The sequence below is a fragment of the Micromonospora sp. NPDC000668 genome (assembly GCF_042897975.1).
Taxonomy (GTDB): domain Bacteria; phylum Actinomycetota; class Actinomycetes; order Mycobacteriales; family Micromonosporaceae; genus Micromonospora.
In genome coordinates, this window is the sequence record NZ_JBIAYP010000003.1 from 208,274 (window position 1) to 234,962 (window position 26,689).

The 26,689-nt window shown below is 72.7% G+C and carries 19 protein-coding genes and 1 tRNA gene; 6 read left to right on the plus strand and 14 right to left on the minus strand.

Annotated elements, in window-relative coordinates:
- Positions 1 to 50: 50 nt before the first annotated feature.
- From ACFY29_RS17165 to prmC, 3 genes are read right to left on the minus strand one after another with little or no spacing between them, the layout of a single operon-like run.
- A complete protein-coding gene (locus ACFY29_RS17165; protein WP_355608681.1) occupies positions 51 to 662 on the minus strand; it encodes a phosphotyrosine protein phosphatase in 612 nt (203 codons plus the stop codon).
- On the minus strand, positions 663 to 1,310 hold the full coding sequence (locus ACFY29_RS17170) for an L-threonylcarbamoyladenylate synthase (RefSeq protein WP_328426063.1): 648 nt from the start codon (positions 1,308 to 1,310) through the stop codon (positions 663 to 665).
- Entirely contained in the window at positions 1,310 to 2,257 is a 948-nt protein-coding gene (gene prmC / locus ACFY29_RS17175) for a peptide chain release factor N(5)-glutamine methyltransferase (RefSeq protein WP_386987181.1), read from the minus strand. Before prmC ends, ACFY29_RS17170 begins: the two co-directional genes overlap by 1 nt.
- A gap of 72 nt (positions 2,258 to 2,329) precedes the next feature.
- On the opposite strand from prmC, the gene ACFY29_RS17180 reads away from it, so the two are divergent.
- Positions 2,330 to 3,877, plus strand: coding sequence for a GGDEF domain-containing protein (locus tag ACFY29_RS17180; RefSeq protein WP_328419861.1), 1,548 nt, complete (start codon positions 2,330 to 2,332; stop codon positions 3,875 to 3,877).
- Positions 3,878 to 3,922: 45 nt separating this feature from the next.
- Here the strand turns inward: ACFY29_RS17180 and prfA are convergent, their stop codons facing one another.
- Positions 3,923 to 5,011, minus strand: coding sequence for a peptide chain release factor 1 (prfA, locus tag ACFY29_RS17185; RefSeq protein ID WP_328419863.1), 1,089 nt, complete (start codon positions 5,009 to 5,011; stop codon positions 3,923 to 3,925).
- Between the two features lie 132 nt (positions 5,012 to 5,143).
- Positions 5,144 to 5,368, minus strand: a complete 225-nt coding sequence (gene rpmE, locus ACFY29_RS17190) for a 50S ribosomal protein L31 (RefSeq protein WP_007464546.1) — start codon at positions 5,366 to 5,368, stop codon at positions 5,144 to 5,146.
- Between the two features lie 275 nt (positions 5,369 to 5,643).
- On the opposite strand from rpmE, the gene ACFY29_RS17195 reads away from it, so the two are divergent.
- A complete protein-coding gene (locus tag ACFY29_RS17195; RefSeq protein WP_386987186.1) occupies positions 5,644 to 6,540 on the plus strand; it encodes an AAA family ATPase in 897 nt (298 codons plus the stop codon).
- A 51-nt stretch (positions 6,541 to 6,591) separates the two neighbouring features.
- Here the strand turns inward: ACFY29_RS17195 and ACFY29_RS17200 are convergent, their stop codons facing one another.
- The 9 genes from ACFY29_RS17200 to argS all read right to left on the minus strand — a co-directional run bounded on the left by ACFY29_RS17200 (position 6,592) and on the right by argS (position 23,970).
- On the minus strand, positions 6,592 to 10,008 hold the full coding sequence (locus tag ACFY29_RS17200) for a phosphodiester glycosidase family protein (RefSeq protein WP_386987189.1): 3,417 nt from the start codon (positions 10,006 to 10,008) through the stop codon (positions 6,592 to 6,594).
- A gap of 154 nt (positions 10,009 to 10,162) precedes the next feature.
- The gene (gene rho / locus ACFY29_RS17205; protein WP_386987192.1) at positions 10,163 to 12,256 is read right to left on the minus strand and encodes a transcription termination factor Rho; all 2,094 of its coding nucleotides are present in this window, start codon (positions 12,254 to 12,256) and stop codon (positions 10,163 to 10,165) included.
- Between the two features lie 298 nt (positions 12,257 to 12,554).
- Entirely contained in the window at positions 12,555 to 13,499 is a 945-nt protein-coding gene (gene thrB / locus ACFY29_RS17210; protein WP_386987195.1) for a homoserine kinase, read from the minus strand.
- Between the two features lie 64 nt (positions 13,500 to 13,563).
- A complete protein-coding gene (locus tag ACFY29_RS17215) occupies positions 13,564 to 14,805 on the minus strand; it encodes an MFS transporter (protein WP_355608662.1) in 1,242 nt (413 codons plus the stop codon).
- Positions 14,806 to 14,956: 151 nt separating this feature from the next.
- Positions 14,957 to 18,244: an efflux RND transporter permease subunit gene (locus ACFY29_RS17220; RefSeq protein WP_386987198.1), complete on the minus strand. Its 3,288-nt coding sequence runs from the start codon at positions 18,242 to 18,244 to the stop codon at positions 14,957 to 14,959.
- A gap of 150 nt (positions 18,245 to 18,394) precedes the next feature.
- Entirely contained in the window at positions 18,395 to 19,444 is a 1,050-nt protein-coding gene (thrC, locus tag ACFY29_RS17225) for a threonine synthase (protein ID WP_328419878.1), read from the minus strand.
- Between the two features lie 152 nt (positions 19,445 to 19,596).
- Positions 19,597 to 20,907, minus strand: a complete 1,311-nt coding sequence (locus tag ACFY29_RS17230; protein ID WP_328426065.1) for a homoserine dehydrogenase — start codon at positions 20,905 to 20,907, stop codon at positions 19,597 to 19,599.
- A gap of 8 nt (positions 20,908 to 20,915) precedes the next feature.
- A complete protein-coding gene (gene lysA / locus ACFY29_RS17235; RefSeq protein ID WP_386987201.1) occupies positions 20,916 to 22,301 on the minus strand; it encodes a diaminopimelate decarboxylase in 1,386 nt (461 codons plus the stop codon).
- Position 22,302: 1 nt separating this feature from the next.
- The gene (argS, locus tag ACFY29_RS17240) at positions 22,303 to 23,970 is read right to left on the minus strand and encodes an arginine--tRNA ligase (protein WP_328419882.1); all 1,668 of its coding nucleotides are present in this window, start codon (positions 23,968 to 23,970) and stop codon (positions 22,303 to 22,305) included.
- A gap of 98 nt (positions 23,971 to 24,068) precedes the next feature.
- Between argS and ACFY29_RS17245 the strand changes: the two genes are divergently transcribed.
- The 4 genes from ACFY29_RS17245 (at position 24,069) to ACFY29_RS17260 (ending at position 26,673) form a co-directional block, all read left to right on the plus strand.
- Positions 24,069 to 24,881 (plus strand): DUF3105 domain-containing protein, encoded by an 813-nt coding sequence (locus ACFY29_RS17245; protein ID WP_386987204.1) that lies wholly within the window; start codon positions 24,069 to 24,071, stop codon positions 24,879 to 24,881.
- A gap of 8 nt (positions 24,882 to 24,889) precedes the next feature.
- Positions 24,890 to 25,558: a DUF305 domain-containing protein gene (locus ACFY29_RS17250; RefSeq protein ID WP_386987207.1), complete on the plus strand. Its 669-nt coding sequence runs from the start codon at positions 24,890 to 24,892 to the stop codon at positions 25,556 to 25,558.
- 199 nt (positions 25,559 to 25,757) lie between these two features.
- Positions 25,758 to 26,453, plus strand: a complete 696-nt coding sequence (locus ACFY29_RS17255) for a winged helix-turn-helix domain-containing protein (protein ID WP_328426067.1) — start codon at positions 25,758 to 25,760, stop codon at positions 26,451 to 26,453.
- 145 nt (positions 26,454 to 26,598) lie between these two features.
- A tRNA-Arg gene (locus tag ACFY29_RS17260) sits at positions 26,599 to 26,673 on the plus strand.
- Positions 26,674 to 26,689: the final 16 nt, after the last annotated feature.

Sequence of the window (26,689 nt, forward strand, 5' to 3'; positions counted from 1 at the left end):
CCCCTTTCGCCCCGGGTTTTCCCCAAACCCGGAGGAAATTCGCACGACGCTCAGGGCAGCAGCGCGCCGGCCAGCGGGTGGACCGTCTCCTCGATCTCGTCGGCAACCCGGCTGAAGCACTGGTCGCCACGACCCCACGGGTCGTCCAGATCATCGGTGGGCAGCGACGAGGCGCCCAACCGGGCGCTGTGGGCCGCCGCCACCAGGGCCATGCCCCGGGCGTACACCGCCTCCGGGGTCGCCTCGGCCGGCGGCAACGCGGCGGCGTCCACCGCGGCCAGCAGCCGACCGAACTCACCCAGCACGAACGTGCGGGCCGCCGCGTCCGGACGCAGCGCCACCACGTACTCCTGCTGATCGGCGGTCGCGGTCAGGACCAGGTCGGCGGCGTCGATGTGGTCCGAGCGCAGCTTGCGCGCGGCGAACCCCTCGACGTCCCCACCCCGGCCGGTCACCTGCCGCGCCGCCGGCGGGTTCATCTCCTCGCCGGCGTGCCAGCCGCCGGTGCCCGCGCTGTGGCTGTGCAGCAGCTCCTCGGCCCGGGCCGGGTCCTGCTCGCGCCGGGCCAACCGCTCCCGCACCGCGAGGGCCAGCAACCGTTCCGCCATCGGCGAGCGGCAGATGTTGCCCATGCAGACGTGCAGAACGGTGAAGGGGGGCACTCAGACCCCCTGGCCGTCAATGAGGTCCGGCACCACGTCGCGCAGCTTCTCCAGTGGGATCGCACCGGCCCGCAGCAACTGCGGCACCTCGCCGGTCAGGTCCACGATCGTGCTCGGCACCGGGTCCGGGCAGGGCCCGGCCTCCAGGTACGCACGCACCGAGTAGCCGAGCTGGTCGCGGGCCTCCTCGGCGGTGACCGCGGCGGGCTGGCCGGTCTTGTTGGCCGAGGAGACCGCCATCGGGCCGGTCTCCCGCAGCACCTCCAGCGCCACCGGGTGCAGCGGCATCCGCACCGCCACCGTGCCCGACTTGTCGCCGAGGTCCCACTGCAGGCTCGGCGAGTGCTCGACCACGATCGTCAGCGCACCCGGCCAGAACGCCTCCACCAGGTCTCGCGCTGCGCTGGGCAGCGAGAAGACCAACCCGTCCAGGGTGTGCCGCGAGCCGATCAGGACCGGCGGCGGCATCTGCCGGCCCCGGCCCTTCGCGTCCAGCAGCGCCTTGACCGCGTACGGGGTGAACGCGTCCGCGCCGATGCCGTAGACAGTGTCCGTTGGCAGGACGACCAGCTCGCCGTTCTTGACCGCCTCGATGGCCGCAGCGATGCCGCGGTCCCGATCGGCGGGCGATCGGCAGTCGTAGAGCATCACGAGGAGTCAGTCTGCCACGCCGGGCCGGCCGTGGCGTGCTGGCCGTCCGCCCGTCGGGACGCGGTCGCGTACCGGGGGCGGCCGGTGAGGTCCAGATGCTCCGTGACGTCGGCGAACCGGCCGTCCGCAGCGAGCAGCCCGGGCACCGCCGCGCCGTGCGTGTCGTCGTGCTCGACCGCGAACCCGCCGCCGGGACGCAGCAGCGCCGCCGCCCTGGTGATGACCGGCCGGATCACCGCCAGACCGTCCGCGCCGCCGAAGACCGCCTCCGCCGGGTCATGCCCGGCCACCTCCGGCGGCACGACCACGTCGACCGGTACGTACGGCGGGTTGCAGAGCAGCACGTCCACCCGGCCGACCAGGTCGGCCAGCAGGTCCGGTGCGGTGACGTCGGCCTCGACCACCTCGATCGGGCGGTCCCCCGCCGCGGCCCGCTCCGCCGCGTTGCGGCGCAGCCAGCTCAGCGCCGCCGGGGACCGCTCCACCGCGATCACCCGCGCCCCCGGCAGCTCCTGGGCTACCGCCAGTGCGATCGCGCCGGAGCCGCTGCATAGGTCCACCACCAGCGGGTCCGGCAGGCCCCGGGCCTGCTCAACGCCCCAGCCGGCCAGCAGCTCGGTCTCCGGCCGGGGCACGAAGACACCCGGGCCGACCACCAGCTCCAGGTGCCGGAAGCCGGCGACACCGGTCAGATGCTGCAACGGCTCCCGGGTGGCGCGGCGGCGCACCAGCTCGTCGAGCCGGTCCGCCTGGTCGTCGGTCAGGTCGTCGGCGAGGGCCAGCCGGCCCCGGGGCACCCCCAGCACGTACGCCGCCAACAGCTCGGCCTCCGCGCGGGCCGGACCCACCCCGGCGGCGGCGAGCACCCGGGCCGACCGGGCCACCGCGGCGGACGGACGGAGCCGGCCTGTCCCTTCGGGGGGGTGTTGCGGCAGAGTGGTCACGTCATAATCATGAAGCGTCGCGGGGGACGCCATGAACGGGTGCGACCATGCGCACACGACGGGAGGTTGCGAGTGGGCTGGCTCGACCGGGTCGATGACCAGGTTGACGCCCTCACGCGCGCTCGGGCGTTGCAGGAGGCCAGTCGCTCCGCGGAGGCGTACGCCCTGCTGGAGCGGGTGATCCGCAGCACCACGGACCCGGCGGCGCGAGCGGACGCCCTGGTGCAGCGCCTCTCCGCGTTGATCAATCTTGGTCGGACGGCGGAGTTCACCCGGGCCATCGAGGAGGCCTCGGCGGCCGTCCGCGACCTCGCCGAGCCCTACCTGCACGGGCACCTCAACGCGCTGGCCGCGCTCGCCGCACACCACCAGGGAGCACTGGACCGCTGCGTCACCCACCTGGTCAAGGCCGCCCGGGCGCTGGGCGCCGTGGAGGACCCGGACCGGGACACCGCCTGGGGCTGGCACGACCTCGCGATGGCCTACAGCTATCTCAGCTTCCACGGGTACGCCCTGGGTGCGATCGAACGTGCCCGGCAGCTCGGGCTGACCTCCGGGATCCCGGAGGAGACGTTCGCCGCGCCGGGGATCCGGCTGCGCAACGCCGTGGCGCTGGACCACAACGGCGACAGCGACGGCTGCCTGCGGGTGCTCCGGGACGTGGCCGCCGACCTGGCCCGGTTCGTCCGCACCGGGCGGGCCGGCCGGCTGCGCCCGAGCAGCCTCGCCGCGTACGGGTACGCGGCGGCCCGACAGGCCGCGCTCGGCGACCGGGTGGAGTCCGCCCCGGACACCGAGCCGTCCCGGCTGCTCGGCCACGGCGGGGACAGCGCCCGGGCCCGCGACATGCGGCAACTCGGGCTGGTCTGCCTGGCCGTGGCCGACGGACGGCCGATCGAGGCGGTCACCCGGCTGGACACCATCCGGGTGTCCACCGAGACGCTGGGCGCCGCCGAGCCGGCCCGGCTGCGCAGCATCGCGCTGACCCGTGCCGGGGACCACCTGGCGGCGCACCGGGCCGACCGGCTGGCGTTCCGGCTCGCCGCACAGCGCAACGACCGGCTGCGCGACGTCTACATCGACGGCATCGCCGCCCGGATCGACCACGAGGAGATGCGCCGGGAGGCGGCACGGTTCGAGGGCGAAGCCCTGACCGACCCGCTCACCGGGCTGCCCAACCGGCGACGGTTGGAGCGGTACATCACCGCCGTGGTCACCCGCGGCGAACGGGTGGTGATCGGCGTCTGCGACCTGGACGGCTTCAAGGCGGTCAACACCCGGCACGGGCACCACTCGGGAGACCTGGTGCTCCAACGCATCGCCGGGGTGATCAACCGGGTGATGCGCCGGGGTGACTTCGTGGCCCGCTACGGTGGTGACGAGTTCGTGGTGGTGCTGCCCGACACCGGCATGGCCGAGGCCTCCGAGGTAGCCCGCAGGATCGAAGCGGCGGTCAGCGCGGAGGACTGGGAGTCGCTGGTGCCCGGCACCCCGGTCGGGGTGAGCATCGGCTTCGCCGAGGTCTCCGGCGGCGGCGGGCTGCGCGACGCGCTCAGCGTCGCCTTCGAACAGGCCGACCGGGAGATGCTGCGCGCGAAGTCCCGTCCACGCGCGAGCTGACCGCCGGCTGTTCGGCCGTCGCCGGAGGGCGCCGGTGGCGATCCGTCAGCGGCGGGTCAGCTCGGTGTCGCCGGCCAGCCGGGCGGCGCGGTCGGCTTCGCTCAGGGCGTCCAGCACCCCGTCCAGATCCCCGGCGAGCGCCAGGTCCAGGTTGTACGCGGTGTAGCCGATCCGGTGGTCGGTGATCCGGTTCTGCGGGAAGTTGTAGGTCCGGATCCGCTCCGAGCGGTCCACCGTGCGCACCTGCGCCTTGCGGGCGTCCGAGGCGGCGGCGTCGGCCTGCTCCTGGGCGGCGGCGAGCAGCCGGGCCCGCATGATCCGCATCGCCTGCTCCCGGTTCTGCAGCTGGGACTTCTCGTTCTGGCAGGAGACGACGATGCCGGTCGGCAGGTGGGTGATCCGCACCGCCGAGTCGGTGGTGTTGACCGACTGGCCACCCGGGCCGGACGAGCGGAACACGTCGATGCGCAGGTCGTTCTGGTCGATGGTGACGTCGACGTCCTCGGCCTCCGGCAGCACCAGCACCCCGGCGGCGGAGGTGTGGATCCGACCCTGCGACTCGGTGACCGGGACACGCTGCACGCGGTGCACGCCGCCCTCCCACTTGAGCCGCGACCAGACGCCGTTGCCGCCCTCCGGGACGCCCTTGGTCTTGATCGACAGCGAGACGTCCTTGACCCCGCCGAGGTCCGAGTCCTGTGCGTCGATCACCTCGGTGATCCAGCCGTGGCGCTCGGCGTACCGGGTGTACATCCGCAGCAGGTCACCGGCGAAGAGCGCGGACTCCTCACCGCCCTCACCGGCCTTGATCTCGACGATCACGTCCTTGGCGTCGTGTGGGTCACGCGGAATGAGCAGCTCGGCGAGGCGCTCCTCCAGGGCCGGCAGGGACGCCGCGATCGCCTCGGTCTCGGCGGCGAAGGAGGGGTCCTCGGCGGCCAGCTCGCGGGCTGCGGCCAGGTCGGCGCGCGCCTGCTCCAGCTCGCCGGCAGCCTTGCGCAACGGCACCAGCTCGGCGTACCGACGGCCGACCCGACGCGCGGTGGCCTGGTCGGCGTGGATGGCCGGATCGGCCAACCGCTTCTCCAGCTCCGCGTACTCGTCGAGGAGACCGGCCAGACGCTCGCTGCTCATGCTGCGGGTGCTCCTTCAGGGGTTGCGGCGCCGGCCGGGCCGGCCGGAGGGCCGGGCGCCAGGCGAAACAGGGCGGAATGCGGACGGCGCCCGCGTCCGGTGGAAAACCGGACGCGGGCGCCGAACGAGAAGTTACTTGGCCTTCTTGGCCTGAACCTTGGCGTACTTCTGCTGGAACTTCGCGACCCGGCCGGCGGTGTCGAGAACGCGCTGCTTACCGGTGTAGAACGGGTGGCAGGCGCTGCAGGTCTCGACGTGGATCGCCCCGCCCTTGGCGGTGCTGCGGGTCGTGAACGTGTTGCCACAGGAGCAGCTGACCTCGGTGGTCACGTACTCCGGGTGGATGTTTGCCTTCATCTTGCCTCGGTCCTCTCGTTGGTGGTCGCCGGGTCGCCGTCACCGCCCGTCGCGCCGTGCACGACGGGCTCGGGCGTGAACCGGAACCGGTGGCCGATTGACCAGTGTGCCATGGGCCTGAGCCGACCCGGCAATCGGGCCGCACACCTCGTCCGGCATCGTCAACACGTGCCTCCCCGTCCGCATTCCCGCCGCTCGGCCGGGCATTCACCCGCCCGGCGGGCCGCGGTCGAGTGCCCCGCCGGGGGTACGCCCGCCGAGCCGAAGAGGAGCCGATGAGCCGCCTGATCGCCACCCGGGGCCTGCCCGCGTCCGGCAAGACGACCTTTGCCCGGACCCTTCAGCCGTCCGTGGTCCGGGTCAACCGCGACGACCTGCGCCGGATGCTGCACGGCGAGCGGCTCTTCACCCAGTGGGCGGAGGCGCAGGTGACCGTCGTCCAGCGAGCCCAGGTCGAGGCGCTGCTGCGGGCCCGGGCGGACGTCTGCGTGGACGACACCAACCTGCGCTCGCGGTCGCTGCGGGACTGGGCCGAGCTGGCCGCCCGGTACGGCGCGGAGTTCGAGGTGCACGACTTCACCGACGTGCCGTTGGCCGAGTGCCTGCGCCGGGACGCCGCCCGCCCGGAGGCCGACCGGGTCGGTGCGGACGTGATCTCCCGGCTGCACGAGCGGTACCTGGCGGGGCGGACGCTGCCCTTGCCGGTGCCGCAGGCCCGCACCGGACGACCCGCCAGCGTCCACCCGCCGTCGACCGAACCGCCGGAGATCGTGCTCGTGGACATCGACGGCACCGTCGCGCTGGCCGTCTCCCGAAGCCCGTACGACATGACCCGGGTTGGCGAGGACCAGCCGAACCTGGCGGTGATCGCGGCGGTCCGGGCGATGCACGCCGCCGGGTACGGGGTGGTCTTCTGCTCCGGGCGGGACGCCTCGGCCCGGGCGGCCACCGAGGCGTGGCTGGCCCGGCACGTCCGGGTCCCCTACCTCGGCCTGCACCTGCGTGCCGTCGGCGACTCGCGCAAGGACGCGATCGTCAAACGGGAGATCTACGACCGGGAGATCCGGGACCGGTACCGGGTGGTCGGTGTCTTCGACGACCGCGTCCAGGTGGTGCAGATGTGGCGGGCCCTCGGTCTCACCGTCTTCCAGGTGGCCGACGGCGACTTCTGACCCGGCGCCGCCCCGCCCCGTGCGGCTCGACGGGGCGGGGCGGCGGCGGGGTCAGGCCGCGGGCGCGGCGGCCCGGGCGGTGAGGGTGATCGCGGTTTCGGCGCGGACGCCGTTGACGGTGACCGCCAGAACCACCGACCCGGGGCGCAGCGCCGTGAGGGTGCCGCTCGCCGGGTCGAAGCGGGCCCTGTGCCACGGGCGTACCCCGGCCGCCGAGCCGATGTGCACGCCCGGCGAGGCCGACCAGTCCGCACTGACCGGTGCGGCCACCGAAACGGTCCGGCCGCCGGGCTGGGTCAGCGTGGCGGTGACCGGTGCCGGGGTGCCGACCGCGACGCTGGCCGGTGCGGTCAGCGCGAGCTGGTCCACGTGCGCGTGGAACTCCACGTCCACCCAGCGGGGTCCCTCGGCGCGCGGGTCGCGCCGGGCCTGGTCCGCCTCGGCCGGGGTGACCGGGTCCACGCCGAACTCCGTCCAGCCGGTGAAGCCTCCCTGGTCCGCCGGGGTGGACGGCGTCTTGCCCGCGTTGCCGTTGATCACGTACGGCACCCCGTCCACCCGCTCGGCATGGAAGGTGCCGACGTGGCCGCCGACGAAGAGCGCGCCCTTGCCGGTGCGGTGCTGGAAGTCGGCCAGCCACTGCTCCAGCAGCGCCGCCTCCTTGCGGTCGCCGAGCTGGCTGGCCTGCGCCGGGCTGGGGTCGCGCGGCGGGTGGTGGTGCAGCACGACGACCGAGCCGACACGCTTGTCGGTGGCCGCCGCGTCCAGCGTCTCGCGCAGCATCCGGACCTGGTCGAAGCCACCGCCCCGCAGCGTCCCGGTGGACGAGTTCAGCGTGACGAACCGCGTGCCGGCGTGGTCGAAGACCCGCGAGGTGGCGCCGAACGCCGCCTGGAAGTTGCTGATCGGGGCGCCCATGATCTCGTGGTTGCCGGGCACGTAGTACCAGGGCAGCGCGTCACCCAACTCCTCGTCGAGGATGCGCTTGGCCAGCGTGAAGTCGGCCGGGTAGGCGGTGTCGACGAAGTCACCGTTGATCAGCAGGAAGTCCGGCCGGGCCGCCTTCACCTCGCGCAGCGTCCGGCGGGCCTGGGCGACCAGGTCGCTGTCCGGGTTCGCGGCGACGAACTGGGCGTCGGAGAGCACGGCGAACCGCCAGGGTGCGCCGTCCACGGTGCCGTCGCGGATCACCACCCGGTCGGTACGCGACGCCTCCACCGGCACGTCCACCGAGGGCGGCACCTTCGCCACCAGATCGTCGATGATCACCTCGCTGCGGTACTGCGCGGTGGCGATGGTCTCGGCCACGTAGAACCGGCGCACCCGGACCGGGTACTGCACGCCGGCAGGGACCGCGAACTCCACGTACCGCCAACCGGTCCAGGTGATCAGCGGGCCGCGCAGCACGTGCTGGGTGTCCTGGGCGTCGTGCAGGTGCAGGCTGGGCCACTCCCCGGTGCCGTTGCCGTGGATCCACATGCCGAACGCCTGCGGCTGGCCAGGCACCTCGATCCAGGCCGGCGGGTCGGCGTACGCGGCCCGGGTGCCGGTGGACTGGCTGAAGTCGTACGTCATCCGCAGGCCGGTGCCGGTGTGGCCGGGCGCCGGCGCGACCGATCCGCTGGCCCGGGCCTGGCTGAACCGCCAGGACGCGGCGTCGTCGAAGTCGGCCACCGGCACGTCGGTCAACCCGACGGTGACCGGCACGACGGTGCTGTTCCGTCCGACGTGGACGGTGATCAGGCCGGAGCCGGTGTCCCGCAGCGCGGTGACGGCGAGGTTTCCGTCCTCGGTGGGGGTGACCCGCAGCAGGTCCCGGTCGTAGTCGAGGGTCAAGTCGGCCGGCTCGATCGGCGCGGTGTTGCCCTCGGCGTCGTAGCCGACCACCCCGACCACGGCGTTGCCGTCCCGGCCGGTGAGCCCGACCCGCTCCACGGTGAGGCCGATCCGTTCCAGCGAGCCGAGCACGGTGAGGCCCAGTGAGCCGGTGGCCCGGCCGCGTGCGGCGGTGACCGTGCTGGTCCCCGACGCGCCAGCGCGGAACACACCGTGCTGGTCGACGCGGCCGCGCGCCGCCGGGGTGGCCCGCCAGGTCGGCGTGCCGGCCGCCGGGCCGTACGTCTCGTCGTAGCCGGCCGCGGTGAGGGTGCGGGTCAGACCGGGAAAGACCCGGTCCGGCCGGCCACCGCGCACCGGTGAGACGCCCGGGGCCGCGGTGGGGTCGCTGGCGGTCTCCACCCAGTAGCCGGTGAGCCGGCCGCTGCCCTTCGGCGCGTAGATGGCCAGGCCGTTGGGCACGGGTCGCTCGCTGCCGTCGGAGGGGCTGTTCTCCACCTGCACGGCGGGCGCGCCCGGCTCTCGGGCCAGCAACGTGGACGATCCGCCGCCGTCCAGGTTGAGCGCGTGGTGGGCACCCAGCTCGGCCATCATCCGACCCATCTCGGTCTGAGTCACACCACGGCTGTCGACCTGCCGACCATCCACCGTCAACATGATCATCTTGCGACCGTCGGCGGTGAAGCCGACCGCGGTGCGCGGGGCCAGCGCAGGGTCGGCGATGCTCTGCACGACGCCGTCGCGGACCAGGACGTTGCCGCCGCCGACCGCCGCGTGCAGGGAGCTGCCGTCGGACGACTTCGGCTGCCAGGCCACCGTCACCGGGTCACCGGGGCGGAGCCCGGCCAGCGCGTCCGCGCCGGCGTCGCGGCCGAGCAGCACGGTGCTGCCGGCGACGATCGGGCCGCTGCCGGCCGCGCCGGCCACCGCAGCCACCCGGCCGCCGGCCACGGTGACCTCGACGACCCGGGCCGCGCCCGCGACCGCCCGCTCCCGGGAGTACGTCCCCCAGAGCTCGGTGAACGCGCCGATGCCGTTGGCCTGCACGATGTTGTTGAACTGGGTCAGCGGCACCGGCCCGCTGGGCAGGGTGGCGGTGCCGTCGAAGTTCACCTCGATCACGCGGCCGAGCCCGTCGGCGGTGACCGCCACCGCGTTGCGGTGACCGCTGACCGCCGACTGGATCAGCTCGCCGTCGCGGATGCCGACGCCCTGGGCGGCCCCGGAGTTGTTGATGTCGAAGAAGTCGCCGTTGACCGCGGCGACCGCGCGCGAGCCGTCCACCGCGGTGCGCAGCGGCTCGGCCCGGCTGACCGCTCCGGAGTTGACGTAGTCGACAGTGGCGCCGCCGGTGAGATCGGTGGTGAGCGCGTCGGCACGCAGCCAGCCATCGGCGTCGTACCGGTCGAAGGAGGTGAGCTGCACGCCCGGCGCGACCGGCCGGGTGGCCTTCGTGGTCTCCAGACCGCCGGCCGGCTCCAGGCCGGCGGCGACGGTCGGGGCGGCGATCGGGGCGGAGACGGCGGTCGGGGCCGGCGGGGCGGCGGTCGCCGGCACCGGAACGGCCAGGGTGAGCAGCGGTGTCAGCAGCAGGACGCCGGTGCGACGGGCGGAACGTCTGCGGGTACGCATGGACGACAGTCAACCCGATGGTGAATAGAAGTTTCAAGATGTACCGACTGAACCGAAGGAAAACTCCACCCCTCGCCGCCGGGCGGGGTGGACACGACGAAGGGGCACGGCCGGGTTGGCCGTGCCCCTTCGTCGTGTTGTCACCTGGGGATGGTTACTCCCCCGGCGTCGACTTCGCGATCTGCATCAGGAACTCGATGTTGGTGCGGGACTGCTTGAGCCGGTCCAGCAGCAGGTCCAGCGCCGCCTGCGAGTCCAGCGAGTGCAGCACCTTGCGGAGCTTGTGGATGATGGCCAGCTCCTCCGGCGCGAGCAGGACCTCTTCCTTACGCGTACCGGACGGGTTGATGTCGATGGCCGGGAAGGTTCGCTTGTCGGCGATCTTCCGGTCCAGCTTCAGCTCCGCGTTACCGGTGCCCTTGAACTCCTCGAAGATGACCGTGTCCGCCATGGACCCGGTCTCCACCAGCGCGGTGGCGAGGATGGTAAGCGACCCGCCGTTCTCGATGTTGCGGGCCGCGCCGAGGAAGCGCTTCGGCGGGTAGAGCGCGGTGGAGTCGATACCACCCGACATGATCCGGCCGCTGGCCGGCGCCGCCAGGTTGTACGACCGACCGAGCCGGGTCACCGAGTCCAGCAGCACGACCACGTCGTGCCCCAGCTCGACCAGGCGCTTCGCCCGCTCGATCGCCAGCTCAGCGACCGTGGTGTGGTCCTGCGGCGGCCGGTCGAACGTGGCCGCGATGACCTCGCCCTTCACCGAACGCTGCATGTCGGTGACCTCTTCGGGCCGCTCGTCCACCAGCACCACCATCAGGTGGCACTCCGGGTTGTTGCGGGTGATCGCGTTCGCGATCGCCTGCAGCACCATCGTCTTACCCGCCTTCGGCGGCGACACGATGAGCGCCCGCTGGCCCTTGCCGATCGGCATGACCAGGTCGATGACCCGGGTGGTCAGGATGTGCGGCTCGGTCTCCAACCGCAGGCGCTCCTGCGGGTACAGCGGCGTGAGCTTGTAGAACTCCGGCCGGCGCCGCGCCTCCTCCGGCTCCATGCCGTTGATGGTGTCCAGCCGCATCAGCGGGTTGTACTTGTCCCGCCGCTGGTCGCCACTGTTGCCGCCCTCGCGGGCCGCACGCACCGCACCGGTGATCGCGTCACCGCGGCGCAGGCCGTACTTCTTGATCTGGGACATCGAGACGTACACGTCGTTCGGTCCGGCCAGGTAACCGGTCGTCCGCACGAAGGCGTAGTTGTCGAGCACGTCGATGATGCCGGCCACCGGGACGAGCACGTCGTCCTCGCCGACCTGCGGCTCGCGCCCACCGGTGTCGGCACCGGTCTCGGTGCGCTCGCCACGGCCGCGGCGACGGTCCCGGAAGCGGCTGCGCCGGCCACGCCGGCCGCCGCCCTCGCCGTCATCGTCGTCGTTGTCGCGCTCGGCGCGCTGGCCACGGTCGTTGCGGTCGCCCCGGTCGTTGCGCTCGGGACGGTCACCACGCTCGTTGCGCTCGGCACGCTCGCCTCGCTCGGCACGGTCACCACGCTCGTTGCGCTCGCCCCGCTCGGCACGCTCGCCCCGGTCGTTGCGCTCGGCACGCTCGCCCCGCTCGGCACGCTCGCCCCGCTCGGGACGCTCTGCCCGGTCGGCACGCTCTACCCGGTCGTTGCGCTCGCCCCGGTCGGCACGCTCTGCCCGCTCCGGACGCTCGGCACGCTCCGGACGCTCGGCGCGCTCGGCACGCTCCGCGCGCTCCGGACGCTCGGCCCGGTCCCGGCGATTCTCACCCCGGTCGGTCCGCTCGCCGGCCTCCGCCTCGTCGGTGCGTGCCTCAGTGGGACGCGCCTCCGCCGCGGTGGTCCGGCTCCGCCGGGTACGACCCCGGCCCTCGGTCTCGGCGGCCGGCTCGGCCGGCGCCTGGTCGGTGCTGCGTCCCTCGGCCGCCGGACGGTCCACGGTCTCCCGCACCTCCTCACGAGCCGGAGCGGCCGCAGCCGCGACCTCAGCCCGCGGTCGAGGGGTCCCGGCGGCGTTGCCGCCCTGCCGCTCGGAGATCGCGGCGATCAGCTCGCCTTTGCGCATGCGAGCCGTGCCGGAGATGCCGAGCGACGCGGCCAGGCTCTGCAGCTCTGGCAGCAGCATCGCCGACAGACCGGTGCCGCTACGCCGCCGACGGGCGGGAGCGGCGGTGGTGGCATCGCCAGCGACGTTGGAAACATCCGACGTCACGTCGGTGGTGTCGCTCAATGGATTCCTTCCCTCGATAAAGGCCGGGACTGCCCGGAGTCAGAACTCAGGTGGCCGGGCGGCCTCGGTGCACCCGCCTCGCAAGGACGCGTCGCGGGAGTCTGTGACACAGCAGCCGGTCGGTATCCCGACTCACCAAAGGTCGGTGAGCAGGTCTCGCCGTCTGCGGCGACCTGTGGAAACTGCGGTGCGGCGTGAGCCTTGGGCAGGGGTGACGGGCTGACCGCCGAGAGCTTCGGGGGTGCGCCGCCCCGCAGGAGATCGCGTGCTTCGCGGCTGTGCTAGGTCTAGAGCGTAATCAACTCTTCCGACCTGCGGCAACAGGGTCCCGCTCGGCGTGTCCAAGTCTACCCCGGGCAACCCTTGCACCGCTGACGTCTATCGGTAACTGCCAGATCTGCCAATCTGTTCCCATCGGGAAGGCGGCCGGTGGGTCACTGAGCGCCAGGACGGTCGGCCCCGCACCACTGATCACAGCCGCCACACCGGCCGCTCGCAACTCGCTGACCAGGGCGGACGTCCCCGGCATCGCGGGTGCGCGGTAATCCTGGTGGAGCCGGTCAACGGTGGCCGGCAGCAGCAGTGTCGGGTCGGCGGTCAGCGCGTGCACCAGCAGCGCGGCCCGCCCGGCGGTCAACGCGGCGTCGCCGTGCGGCACGGTGGCCGGCAACGCCGCCCTCGCGGTCGCGGTCAACCCACGCTCCGCCGGAACGAAAACAGTGGGCCGGACCCCGTCAGCGACCGTCAGGGACACCGCGCGGGCGCCGGTCGACTCGGACCAGGCCAGCGTGAAGCCCCCGAGCAGACACGGCGCGACATTGTCCGGATGGCCCTCGATCTCGGCGGCCAGCCGGAGAACGGCCGCGTCGTCCAGCCGGCGCTCCCCATCGGTGACCAGGGCGCGAGCCAGCAACACACCGGCGACGATCGCGGCGGACGAGGAGCCCAACCCACGCGCCTGCGGGATCCGGTTGACGCACTCCACGCTCAGCCCCTCGGGCTGGGCACCGAGCACGTCGAAGCCGGCCCGCATCGCCCGCACCACCAGGTGCCGGTCGTCGTCGGGCAGCTCACCGGCCCCCTGCCCGGTCACCGTCACCCGGACCCCACCCGAGGTGACCTCGGCGGCCAGGTCGTCGTAGAGGCCGAGGGCGAGACCGAGCGCGTCGAAGCCCGGGCCCAGGTTGGCACTGGTCGCGGGGACCCGGACCCGGACCGGCCCGGCGGCGAAGTTCGTCGGCACGGGCTCATGCTAGGGGTCGACACCGACGTTCCGGTCCTGCGCCCGCAGCGTGGGACCGGCGCGCTCAGCCGGCCGGGTCGGGAACCGGCTCGGCAGCCGGGGTGGTGAGCGAGAGTCGGCGGGTGGCGATCCGCCAGCCGACCGCGTACACGAGGGTGACCAGCCCACAGCCGGCCAGCACCACCCGCTCGTCCACCACGTCCACCACCAGGGCCACGGCCAGCTGGCTCACCGAGATGGCCAGCGTCGCGAGCATCATGTCGGTGGCGAAGACTCGCCCCCGCAACCGGTCCGGCACTTCGCCCTGCAGGGCGAAGTTCGACATCACCCAGTTGCTCCCGCCCGCGAAGTGCGCCACGAAGACCAGCAGCAGCACCAAGGGGAACCAGCGGACCACCGACGCGCCCAGGTAGGACAGGCCGTAGAGCGACATGGACAGCGCCAGCCCGGGCAGCAGCCAGGACCGGTTGGTCAGCACCCGACGCATCAGGATCGGCCCCACCAGAGCCCCCGCCCCGCGCACCGCGAAGAGCAGGCCAGCGCCCAGCGAGCCGACCCCGTACACGCCGGCGAGCAGCGGGAACACGGTCAGCACCCCGTTGCCCAGGCCGACCGCCGACTTCACCGTGACCAGCGCCAGCACCCGCGGCCGGTGCCCGATGTAGCCGAGTGCCTCGCGGACCGCCGGCCAGGTCCGCTGGGCCGGCCGGTCGGCGTCCCGGGGCGCCTGCAGGGGCCGGCGGATCCGTGTGGCGAGACCCGCGGCAAGCGCCAGGCCCACCGCCGCAACCCAGAAGCAGACGTACGGGCCGGCGGCCGAGCTGAGTACGCCGCCGAGCGAAGCGCCGACCACCGTCATGGTGCCCCAGGCTGAGCCGGCCACCGCGTTACCGGCCGCCAGCTCGTCCGGCTCCAGCACGTTGGGCAGCGCGGCCTGGGCGGCCGGCGAGTAGAACGCCTTGGCGACCGCCACCACCCCGATCGCCACCAGCGCCAGCCAGGCCGTTCCGTCCCGGACGCCGAGCAGCAGCAACACGCCCACCAGCGCCGCCACGTTCGCCGCGATCATGATCTTCCGCCGGTCGAACCGGTCGGCCACCGTGCCGGTGTACGGCAGCAGCAGCGCCACGATGCCGGTGTCCACCGCCAGCACCAGCGCGCCCCAGACCCCGCTGCCGGTCAGCTGGGGCAGCAACACCAGCAGCGGCACCATGACGAACCAGTCGGCACCGAAGACCACCAGCTCGGCGAGGAACAGGTTACGGAAGCTCCGGTTGCCGGTGAGAACCGAGAGGGTGGACGCCACGGAGCAGGACCCTACCCGGATGACAGGGCTCTATTTCGGCGCGACCAGCCACGACCGGTCCCGGGATCCACCCGGAGCCGGCCGGCCTCGGAAGCCGGAACGCCCCCGGCGGGTCGGAACCCGCCGGGGGCGATTCACCGTGCCGGTCCGACTACTCGGTCGGCTCCGACGGAGGCAGCGGCGAGGTACGGCTGCGCGGCAGCCGCAGCACCTCGAACTGGTCCGTGCCGTCCACCAGCGCACCCGACGGGGCGAGTCGCCCCGCCGCCGGCTGCGATCCCTCGGTCTGCGCCGCGGCCGGCGCACCGGACGGCACCGCGACCTGGTTCGGGCCGGCCGGCTCGTCGGTCTCCGGTCCGGTCGACCCGGTCACCGCCGGCTGGCCGGAGCGCCGCTGGCGGCGCCGCTCCCGCAGCGACTCCTTGGTGCGCTCCACCATCGTGTACAGCGTCGGCACCAGGATCAGGGTGAGCAGCGTCGAGCTGAGCAGGCCACCGATCACCACGACCGCCAGCGGCTGGGAGATGAAGCCGCCCTCGCCGGTCAACCCGAGCGCCATCGGCAGCAGCGCGAAGATGGTCGCGACCGCGGTCATCAGGATCGGGCGCAGCCGGCGCCGGCCACCCTCGACCACCGCCTCCCCGACTCCCATGCCCCGGGCCCGGTACTGGTTGATCAGATCCAGCAGCACGATCGCGTTGGTCACCACGATGCCGACCAGCATCAGCACGCCGATCAGCGCCGGCACGCCGAGCGGCGTCCCGGTCACCAGCAGCAGGCCGATCGCGCCGGTCGCCGCGAACGGGATGGAGATCAGCAGGATCAGCGCCTGGGTGAGGCTCCGGAACGTCGCCACCATGATCAGGAACACGATCGCGATCGCGGCCAGCACAGCCAGGCCCAGGTCGCCGAACGCGTCCGCCTGGTCCGCGCTGACCCCACCGATGGTGAAGGTCGCCCCGGGCACGTCGATGCCGTCCAGCCGCTTCTGCAGCTCCTGGCTGGTCGCGCCCAGGTTCGAGCCGGTCGCCGTGCCGGTCACCGAGACGCTGCGCTCACCGTCGATCCGGCTGACCTGCTGCGGCCCCTCGGCCCGGGTGACCTTCGCGATGTCGCCCAGCTTGACCGGACCGATCGGCAGGGCGTTCAGCTGCTCCACCGACACCGGCGGCTGTACGCCCAACCGCAGCACCACGTTCTGCTGCTGGCCGTCGAGCGTGACCTGGCCCAGCGGCGCCCCACGGAACGCCTGCGACACGAACTGACCCACCGCGGCCTCGGTGAGCCCGACCCGACCGGCGGCGACCCGGTCGACGGTCACGTCGACCCGCGGCACCTGCGCGGCAAGGCTGGTGGTGACGTCCGCGACGTCCGGCACCCCGGCCATCGCCGTCCGGGCCGCCTCAGCGGCCCGGGTCAGCACCTCCGGGTCGCTGGCCTGGACGACCACCTCAAGCTGGCTGGTCGAGGCGTCCTGCCCGCCGCCGAAGGTGACCTCGCCCAGTCCGGTGCCGAGCGTGTCGAACTCCTTGCGCAGCACCTCGCGCATCTGCTTCGCGTCGGTGTCCCCGTTCAGCGCCACCGACCACGTCGCGATGTTGTTGCCGCCGCCCGCGAACGGGTTGTCCCCGCCGCCGGCGGTCACCTGGTAGGTCTCGACCCCGTCGGTACGCCCGAGCACCGTCTCGACCTGCTTGGCCGCCGCGTCGGTGGCGGCCAGGCCGCTACCCGCCGGCAACTCCTGCTGGAAGCTGAGCGTGTCCTGACCGGAGTCGTCCAGGAAGTTGGTCTCCAGCTTCTGGGACAGACCGAAGGTGCCGAAGAGCACCAGCAGGCCGAGACCGACGGTGATCCAGCGGGTGGACCGCTTGCGGGTGGCGAACCCGATCACCGGCAGGTACGCCCGCTGCAACGGGCTGCGCAGCTCCTTCTCCTCCGCGCCGCGCCGCACCGCCTCGTCGTCCACGGTGCCGCCGCGCGGCTTGAGGAACCAGTACGCCAGCACCGGGATCACGGTCAGCGACACCAGCAGCGAGGCGAGCAGCGCCACCGTCACGGTGATCGCGAACGGCGCGAAGAGCTGCCCGACGAACCCGCCGACCAGCGCGATCGGCGCGAACACCGCGACCGTGGTGAGGGTGGACGCGGTCACCGCGCCAGCCACCTCACGGACGCCGGTGATGATCGCGTGCTGCTTCTCCTCGCCGTACTCGAGGTGCCGTTTGATGTTTTCCAGCACCACGATCGAGTCGTCCACCACCCGGCCCACCGCGATGGTCAGCGCGCCGAGGGTGAGCAGGTTGAGCGAGTAGTCGCCGATCCAGAGAGCGATCAGTGCCACCAGCACGGAGAGCGGGATGGAGACCGCGGTGACCACGGTCGAGCGCACCGACAGCAGGAAGACCAGGATGACGATGACCGCCATCAGCAGGCCCAGCAGGCCCTCGGTGGTCAGCGACTCGATCGACTTCTCGACGAACGGCGCCTGGTCGAAGACCACGGTCAGCTCGGCGCCGGAGGCGTCCTTCAGGTCGGCCAGCTTGTCCCGGATCTCGTGCGAGATCTCCACGGCGTTGCCGTCCGGCGCCGCGGTGACCGCAATGCCGAGACTGTCCTGGCCGTTGGTCCGGGTGATCGCGGTGGCCGGGGCGACCTGCTGCTCGACGGCCGCCACGTCACCGAGACGGACCGGGCGCGCGCCAGGGGCGACCACGATGCCGCGCAGGTCGTCCAGGGTGGCGACCGGCGTGCCAACCTGCACCGGGAGGGCCAGGCTGCCGTCGTTCACCGCGCCGGCCGGGATCGTCACGCCGTTGGTCTTCAGCGCGGCGCCGATCGCCGTGGGCTGGAGCTTCGCCGCGGCGAGCTTGGCCGGGTCCGGGGTGACCACCACGACGTCGTCGCGGGTCCCGGTCACATCGACCGTGCGGACCCCCTCGATCCCCTCCAGCTCCGGCACCACCGTGTCGCGCAGCTTCTCGGCGAGCGCCCGCTGGTCCGCCCCGCCGGCCGCAGCCAGCACCACCGCCGGCAGGTCGTCGGTGCTGCCCGCGATGACCTGCGGATCGACGCCCTCCGGCAGCTGGGCGTCGATGCGGCTCAGCGCGGTCTGCATCTTGTTGACCATGTCGTCCAGGTCGGTGCCGAACTCGTACTGCACCTGGACGGTGGCCGACCCCTCGCGGGAGGTGGAGGTGACCTTGTCCAGACCGGGGATGCTCTGGAGGGCGTTCTCGATCGGCTCGGTCACCTGCGACTCGACGATCTCGGGTCCGGCGCCGGGGTAGGGGGCCACGATGAACGCGGCCGGGAATTCGAGCGACGGCAGCAGTTGCTGCTTCAGCGACGGTACGGCGAACGCTCCGAACGCCGTGATCACCACCGCGATGAGGGCAACCAGCCCTCGGTTGGCGAGGCTGAATCTGGCGAGCAGCGACATCGGCCTGGCTCACTCCTGAAAGAGAATGCGGGTGGGGATACCCGAAAGTGTGCCGGACTCGATCACCCCGACCCTCGCCGGCCCCACGCCGGCCACGTTTCCGGAGCCGGCCGCCGCCGAGACCGGCGGCGATGCGGGGGCGCTGGCCGCTCAGGCCAGGTCGAGGGCGCGGGCCGCGGCCAGCGGGTCGTTCGCGATGGTCAGCGGAGCGGGCGCCGTGGAGATCGCCCACTCCGGGTCCTTCAGACCATGGCCGGTCACCGTGCAGACCACCGTCGAACCCGGCGGCACCGCACCCGCCGCGGCCTGCTGGAGCAGGCCGGCCACGCTGGCCGCGCTGCCCAGCTCGACGAAGACCCCCACCTCGCGGGCGAGCAGCCGGTACGCGGACAGGATCTCCCGGTCCGTCACCGCCGCGATCAGGCCACCCGAGGCGTCGCGGGCGTCCAGCGCCTTGGTCCAGCTCGCCGGGTTGCCGATCCGGATCGCGGTGGCGATGGTCGACGGCTCCGGCACCACCTGGCCGGTCACGATCGGGGCCGCGCCGGCGGCCTGGAAGCCGTACATCTTCGGGGCCCGGGTGGTGGCGCCGGCGGCGTGCTCCTCCGCGTACCCCATCCAGTAGGCGGCGATGTTGCCGGCGTTGCCGACCGGCAGGCAGTGGATGTCGGGCGCGTCACCGAGCGCCTCGACGATCTCGAAGGCGGCGGTCTTCTGCCCGTGCAGCCGGTCGATGTTGACCGAGTTGACCAAGGCGACCGGGTAGTCCTGGGCGAGCTTGGCGGCCGTCGCGAGACAGTCGTCGAAGTTGCCGCTCACCTGGAGCAGCTTCGCGCCGTGCACCAGCGCCTGGGCCAGCTTGCCCAGCGCGATCTTGCCCTGTGGCACCAGCACCGCGCAGGTCAGCCCGGCCCGGGCCGCGTACGCCGCGGCGGAGGCGCTGGTGTTGCCGGTGGAGGCGCAGATGATGGCCTTGTTGCCGGCCTCGACCGCCTTGGAGACCGCGAGGGTCATCCCGCGGTCCTTGAACGAGCCGGTCGGGTTGGCGCCCTCCACCTTGAGGTGCACGTCGCAACCGAGCCGGGCGGAGAGCACCGGCGCGGGCAGCAGTGGGGTGTTCCCCTCGTGCAGCGTGACGACGGGCGTGGCCGCGGTGACCGGCAGCCGATCCCGGTACGCCTCGATCAGACCCCGCCACATGTCGCTCTCCTCGCCTCTACCGCCGTGCCGACCTGAGCATTTCCAGGCCACCCTGGACCAGCCTGCCGGAGCGACCGGTGGCGCACCCCGGGTTACCCACCTGGCGGGACGCGAGGGCCGCACACGGCCTGCCCCACCACCGGGTCAACGACTCACGCGCCGCCCTCGACCCGCAGCACGCTGGTCACCGACCGGACGATGTCCAGACCACGAAGCTCGCCGACGGTGGCGGCGAGCGCGGCGTCCGGTGCCACGTGGGTGACGATGACCAACTCGGCGTCGCCGTCCCGGCCGGGCACCCCGCCCGCCGAGCCCTGCCGCACGGTCGCGATCGACACGTCGTGCCGGGCGAACACGCCAGCCACCGCGGCCAGCACACCCGGACGGTCGGCCACGTCCAGGCTGACGTGGTAGCGGGTCAGCGCCTCGCCCATCGGCCGCACCGCCAGGTCGGCGTACGCGCTCTCGCTGGCCGCGCGCACCCCGGCGAGCCGGTTGCGGGCCACCGCCACCACGTCGCCGAGGACGGCGCTGGCCGTCGGCGCGCCACCCGCGCCCCGGCCGTAGAACATCAGCTCCCCGGCCGCGTCCGCCTCCACGAAGACCGCGTTGAACGCGTCGCCGACGCTGGCCAGCGGGTGGCTGCGCGGGATCATCGCCGGGTGCACCCGGACACTGACCGTGTCCCGGCCGGCCGGGTCGACGCCGCGGGCCGCGATGCAGAGCAGCTTGATCGTGCAGCCCATCGCCTGGGCGCTGGCCACGTCCGCGGCGGTGACCTCGGTGATGCCCTCCCGGTGCACGTCGGCGGCACCGACCCGGGTGTGGAACGCCAGCGAGGCGAGGATCGCCGCCTTGGCCGCCGCGTCGAAGCCCTCCACGTCGGCGGTCGGGTCGGCCTCCGCGTACCCCAGCTCGGTGGCCTCCTCCAATGCCTCGGCGAAGCCGGCGCCGGTGGCGTCCATGGCGGAGAGGATGAAGTTGGTGGTGCCGTTGACGATGCCGGTGACCCGGTTGATCCGATCGCCGTGCAGCGACTCGCGCAGCGGGCGCAGCAGCGGGATGGCCCCGGCCACGGACGCCTCGTAGTAGAGGTCGCCGCCGCCCTCGGCCGCCGCGTCGTGCAGCGCCACGCCGTCCTCGGCGAGCAGCGCCTTGTTGGCGGTGACCACGCTCTTGCCGGCGCGCAGCGCCTCGACCAGCCAGGTCCGGGCCGGCTCGATGCCGCCGACCACCTCGATCACCACGTCCACGTCGTCGCGCTTGATCAGGCCGAGCGCGTCGGTCGTGAACAGGGTGGGGTCGACCGGCAGGTCACCGCGGTCACGGCCGAGTCGGCGGACGGCGATGCCGGCGATCTCCAGCGGAGCGCCGATCCGGGCGGCCAGGTCGGTCCCCTGCTCGTGCAGCAGCCGGACCACCTCCTGACCGACCGTGCCGCAGCCGAGCAGTGCCAAGCGCACAGGTGACGTCATCCCACATCCAAAGCCAGCAGATCCTCTTCGGTTTCCCGCCGGACGATCAGACGCGCCTGGCCGTCGCGCACCGCGACCACCGGTGGCCGGGGTACGTGGTTGTAGTTGCTGGCCATGCTGCGGCAGTAGGCACCGGTGCCGGGCACCGCGACAAGATCTCCGGCCTGCACGTCGGCGGGCAGGAATTCATCCTTCACCACGATGTCCCCGGACTCACAGTGCTTTCCCACCACGCGGGCGAGCATCGGCTCGGCGGTCGAGGCACGGGAGGCCAGCGTCGCCGAGTAGGACGCGTCATAGAGCGCCGTCCGGATGTTGTCGCTCATCCCGCCGTCGACGCTGACGTACGTGCGGATGCCGTCGAGGTCCTTGACCGTGCCGACCTCGTAGAGGGTGAACACGGACGGCCCGACAATGGCCCGCCCCGGCTCGATGGAGAGCCGCGGCACGGCCAGATTCTCCGCCGCGCACTCCGAGTCGACGATCTTGCGCAGCCGCTTGGCCAGATCCTGCGGAGCGGCCGGGTCGTCCTGGGTGGTGTAGGCGATGCCGAAGCCGCCGCCCAGGTCCAGCTCGGGCAGCTCGACCCCGCGCGCGTCGCGGATCTGCGCCTGGAGGGCGAGCACCCGGCGGGCGGAGACCTCGAAGCCGCTGGCGTCGAAGATCTGCGAGCCGATGTGCGAGTGCAGCCCGCGCAACTCCAGTACGTCCTCGTCGAGGATCTTGAAGGCGGCCGACGCGGCCGCCCCGCCGGCCAGCGAGAAGCCGAATTTCTGGTCCTCGTGGGCGGTGGCGATGAACTCGTGGGTGTGCGCCTCGACGCCGACGGTGACCCGGACCAGCACCCGGGGGCGGACCCCCCACTCGCGGGCCAGCGCGGTCAGCCGGTCGATCTCGGTGAACGAGTCGACGATGATCCGCCCCACCCTGGCGTCCAGTGCCCGGCTCAGCTCGGCCACCGACTTGTTGTTGCCGTGGAAGCCGATCCGCTCCGGCGGCATCCCGGCCGCCAGCGCGGTGGCCAGCTCGCCGCCGGTGCAGACGTCGAGGTGCAGCCCCTCCTCGGCGATCATCCGAACCACCGCCCGGCAGAGGAACGCCTTGCCGGCGTAGTAGACGTCCTCGGTCGGGAAGGCCGCCCGAAAGTCCCGGCAGCGTGACCGCAGGTCGTCCTCGTCGAGGACGTACACCGGGGTGCCGAACTCGGCCGCGATGTCGCGGACGCTCAGGCCCGCGACGGCGACCGCGCCGTCGGCGCCACGCGTCACCGTACGTGGCCACAGCGCCGGCACGAGGGCGTTGACGTCCTGTGGGGTACGCAGCCAGGCCGGCCCCTGGTTGCTGATGTCCGCGTGCAGCGCACCAGCCTCATGAGCCCTCATGTCACATCCTCTCGGGTGCGGAGACGCCGAGCAGGTGCAGACCGTTGGCGATCACCGTGCGGGTGGCGTTGTTGAGCCAGAGCCGGGCCCGGTGCAGGTCGGTGACCTCCTCGTCGCCCAACGGCAGCACCCGGCAGTTGTCGTAGAACCGGTGGAAGGAGGCGGCGACGCTCTCCTCCAGGTAGCGGGCCACCCGGTGCGGCTCGCGCAGCTCGGCGGCGGTGGCGACCACCGCCGGGAACTCGGCGAGCGCCTTGAGCAGCTCGTTCTCCTTCTCGTGCCCGAGCAGCTCGGGGCGGAAGTCGTCGGCGCCGCCCTGGAGCAGCCCCACCTCGGCGGCGTTGCGGGCCACGCCCGCCGTCCGGGCGGCGACGTACTGCACGTAGTAGACCGGGTTGTCACGGGTGGCCCGGGTCCACAGCTCGATGTCGATGTCGATCGGGGAGTCGCTGGAGTAGCGGGCCAGCGCGTACCGGGAGGCGTCCACCCCGATCGCCTCGACCAGGTCCTCCAGGGTGATCACGGTGCCGGCCCGCTTGCTCATCCGCACCGGGGCGCCGTCGCGCAGCAGGTTGACCAGCTGCCCGATCAGGATCTCCAGGTTGCGCTCCGGGTCGTCGCCGAAGCAGGCGGCCATCGCCTTCATCCGGCCGATGTAGCCGTGGTGGTCGGCGCCCAGCATGATCACGACCCGCTCGAAGCCGCGCTCCCGCTTGTCCAGGTAGTAGGCGCAGTCCGCGGCGAAGTACGTCCACTCGCCGTTGGACTTGCGCAGCACCCGGTCCTTGTCGTCGCCGAAGTCGGTGGTCCGCAGCCAGGTGGCGCCCTCGGACTCGTAGACCTGGCCCTGCTCACGCAGCCGGGCCAGGGCGAGGTCCAGCTCACCCCGGTCGTGCAGGTCCTTCTCGTTGAAGTAGGTGTCGAACTCCACCCCGAAGTCGCGCAGCGAGGAGCGGATCTCGTCGAACATCAGCGCGACGCCCTCGACCCGGAACACCTCCTGGGCGGCGGCGTCGTCCAGGGTCAGCACGTCCGGCCGGCGGGCCTGCACCTCGGCGGCAATCTCCCCGATGTACGCCCCGCCGTAGCCGTCCTCGGGCGCGGACTGGCCGTTGGCGGCGGCGAGCAGCGAGCGGGCGAACCGGTCGATCTGCGACCCGGCGTCGTTGAAGTAGTACTCCGTGCCCACCTCGGCGCCGGTGGCCCGCAGCAGCCGGCTGAGCGCGTCACCGACGGCCGCCCAGCGGACTCCGCCGATGTGCACCGGGCCGGTCGGGTTGGCCGAGACGAACTCCAGGTTGATCTTTTCGCCGGCGAGCCGGTCGCTGCGGCCGTACTCCGCGCCGGCCTCGACGATCACCCGGGCGAGCTGGCCGGCGGCGGCCGCGTCCAGCCGGATGTTCAGGAAGCCTGGGCCGGCGATTTCCACCGACTTGACCCCGGGTGCCCGGCCCAGCTCGTCGGCCAGCGCGGCGGCCAGCTCGCGCGGCGGAACGCCCACCTTCTTGCTCAACTGCAGGGCGAGCGTGGAGGCGTAGTCGCCGTGCTCGGGGTTGCGGGGTCGCTCCACCGCCGTACGCTCCGGCAGCGCGGCCTGGTCCAGGCCACGCTCGCTGAAGACGGCGCGGGCAGCGGTGAGGACGACCGAGGCGAGTTCTGCAGGAGTCACCCAGCCATGTTATCGGGGGTAGACTCGGGCACTCGGCGGCTACCCACCGCGTCATCCGGCCCGCCAACATCCCTGACCGACCGACTTGACGAGGCACGATGAGCATCAGCACCCCCGGTGGCCCTGAGCGCCGCCCGACCGTGGTCAGCACCGGCAAGAAGCCGGCCGCAGGCCGGCCGGCGTCCGGCGCCAAGGCCGGTTCCGGCAAGCCGGCGGGCAAGCCTGCGGGCACTCCGCGGGCAGGTGGCAAGGGCCCCCGCAAGCCGGTCACCCCGGTCAAGGTGAGCCAGGGCCGCGCGTGGGGCCCGATCGCGCTCTTCGTCGCCGTGGGCGTGCTCGCCGCCGGCATCATCGGGTACGGCGCCTGGGCGTCGTTCCAGGGTGCCAAGCCGTGGGACAAGCGGGCGAGCGCCATCGACGGCATCGTCAACTACCGCAAGTCGGACCCGGAGAGCCTCAAGTACGAGGCACACAAGTCCGGCCCGCTGACCTACAAGTACTCGCCGCCGGTGGGCGGGGTGCACAACGCCACCTGGCAGAACTGCATGGGTGACGTGTACGACGCCCCGATCGCCAGCGAGCACGCGGTGCACAGCCTGGAGCACGGCGCCGTCTGGATCACCTACCGGCCAGGCCTGCCGCAGGACCAGATCGACAAGCTCGCCGGCAAGGTCCGCGGCGTCGAGAAGATGATGATGAGCCCGTACGAGGGCCTGGACAAGCCGATCTCGCTTCAGGCGTGGGGCTTCCAGCTCAAGGTCGACAACGCCGACGACGCGCGGATCGACGAGTTCATCAAGGACCTGCGGGTGAACGCCTCCATCGAGGGCCCGACCGCGCTGTGCAACACCGGCGTCACCGCCACCGGCACCACGCCGCGTGACCTCGACTCCCAGATGCCCACCCAGTAAGGACGGCGATGACTGCTCCCGCCACCACTGACAGCGAGCACGACGAGGCTCCGGCCGCCCCGGACCAGGGCGGCCGGGCCCCGGCGCGGCGCTACGGCGTGCTGGCGCTGACCGCCATGCTCGTGGTGGGCCTGCTGCTCGGGTTCGGCGGCGGCCTGCTCACCCCGGGGCTCACCCGACCGGGTGACACCTCGGTGGAGGCGGGCTTCGCGCGGGACATGACCACGCACCACACCCAGGCGGTGGAGATGAGCCTGACCGCGTACCGGTCGGCGACCCTGCCCGGGGTGCGGCAGATGGCAGTCGACATCGCCAGCGGGCAGCAGGGCGAGATCGGCGCCATGCAGACCTGGCTGCGGCAGTGGGAGCTGAGCCCGACCGGGTCGCAGCCGCCGATGTCGTGGATGTCCGACGGGGCCACTGTCAAGGACGGGCTGATGCCGGGGATGGCCACCCCGCAGGAGATGGCCGCCCTGCGTGACGCCCAGGGCATCGAGGTCGACCGGCAGTTCCTGGACCTGATGATCAATCATCACCTGGGCGGCATCCACATGATCGACGCGGTGCTCGGCGAGACCGACAACGCCGAGGTGCTGCGGGTGGCGCGGACCATGAAGTCCACCCAGCAGAGCGAGCTGAACAACCTCCGGCAGCTCCAGGCGCAGGCCAAGGGCTGACCTACCGGACGGGCACATCGGGCCCGCGTCACCGCCGTGGACCGGCGGGGCGCGGGCCCGCGTCATGTGGTGGGAACGACCCCATCTTGTCCCTGAAGTTCCGTATGGGCGTTTTGAGCGGTGCAACCGATTACGTTGCTTAGAGAGTTTTCTCCGCACATATCGTGACCAGTTGCGATTCGGGCTCGTTGCGCAGGACGTGGGGGTTGCACTCAGAGACGCACGGCGTTCGGTCACCAGCTGGTGCCGGCGCCACACCATCGGCGGTGACGGGGCGGTGGCAGCCGTCCGTCGCGGACAGCGGCAGGGCGAGCCGGGAATGCTCAGCCGCGAACAGGAACTCGAACTGATCGACGCGCTCCGGGGCGTCCACCCCGACGAGTTCGGCCTGGACGAGGAGCTGTGGACGCGGCAGAGCCTCACCACGCTCATCCAGCGCCGGTTCGACCTGCCGCTGGACGCGGGGGCGGTCGGGGCGTACCTGCGGGCCTGGGGGTTGGGTCCGCGGGAGCCGCGCGAGCGGGCCTGCGGGCTCTGCGTCAGCGCGGTCGAGCGCTGGGTACGCAGCGAGTACCCGGCGATCACCCGGGCCGCCCAGGAGCACCTCGCCGAGGTCTACTGGCTCGGGCGGGTCCGGCTGCGCGGCACCATGCCGGCGGCCGACGTGATCTCCGCCGTCTCGTCCCGCGGTCGGGTGCGCTTCATGATCACCACGCCGACGGTGGACCCGCCGCTCCCCCGGGACTTCGTGCTGCGACTCAGCGGGGAGGAGCAGCGCACCGTGCACCTGATCGTGGACGGCTCCTGGCCACGCAACGAGTGGCCCCGGCGACTCCCCCGGCGGATCGTGCTGCACCCGCTGCCCAGCTGCGGTCGGGTGATCGCCGCCGCCTGACGGCTACGGGCCCTCGCCGCCTGACCGCCCCGGGCGGTCGGGCGGCTGACCACCAGGGCGATCGGGCGGTTGGCGACACGATCGGGTCACCGGATACCGATTCGGCGTTCACGGAGGAGGTTTGCTAGTCTTCTCCAGTCGCTGAGCCCCCGTAGCTCAGGGGATAGAGCACCGCCCTCCGGAGGCGGGGGCGCAGGTTCGAATCCTGCCGGGGGCACCATCGTTGAATCGCACGT

Bases quoted from the DNA above. Each gene is read 5' to 3' on its own strand.
- lysA (WP_386987201.1), bottom strand. From the start codon at position 22,301: ATGAGGGCTCATGAGGCTGGTGCGCTGCACGCGGACATCAGCAACCAG.
- ACFY29_RS17220 (WP_386987198.1), bottom strand. From the start codon at position 18,244: ATGTCGCTGCTCGCCAGATTCAGCCTCGCCAACCGAGGGCTGGTTGCC.
- ACFY29_RS17195 (WP_386987186.1), top strand. From the start codon at position 5,644: ATGAGCCGCCTGATCGCCACCCGGGGCCTGCCCGCGTCCGGCAAGACG.
- prfA (WP_328419863.1), bottom strand. From the start codon at position 5,011: ATGAGCAGCGAGCGTCTGGCCGGTCTCCTCGACGAGTACGCGGAGCTG.
- ACFY29_RS17250 (WP_386987207.1), top strand. From the start codon at position 24,890: ATGACTGCTCCCGCCACCACTGACAGCGAGCACGACGAGGCTCCGGCC.
- thrC (WP_328419878.1), bottom strand. From the start codon at position 19,444: ATGTGGCGGGGTCTGATCGAGGCGTACCGGGATCGGCTGCCGGTCACC.
- ACFY29_RS17245 (WP_386987204.1), top strand. From the start codon at position 24,069: ATGAGCATCAGCACCCCCGGTGGCCCTGAGCGCCGCCCGACCGTGGTC.
- rpmE (WP_007464546.1), bottom strand. From the start codon at position 5,368: ATGAAGGCAAACATCCACCCGGAGTACGTGACCACCGAGGTCAGCTGC.
- ACFY29_RS17170 (WP_328426063.1), bottom strand. From the start codon at position 1,310: ATGCTCTACGACTGCCGATCGCCCGCCGATCGGGACCGCGGCATCGCT.
- ACFY29_RS17200 (WP_386987189.1), bottom strand. From the start codon at position 10,008: ATGCGTACCCGCAGACGTTCCGCCCGTCGCACCGGCGTCCTGCTGCTG.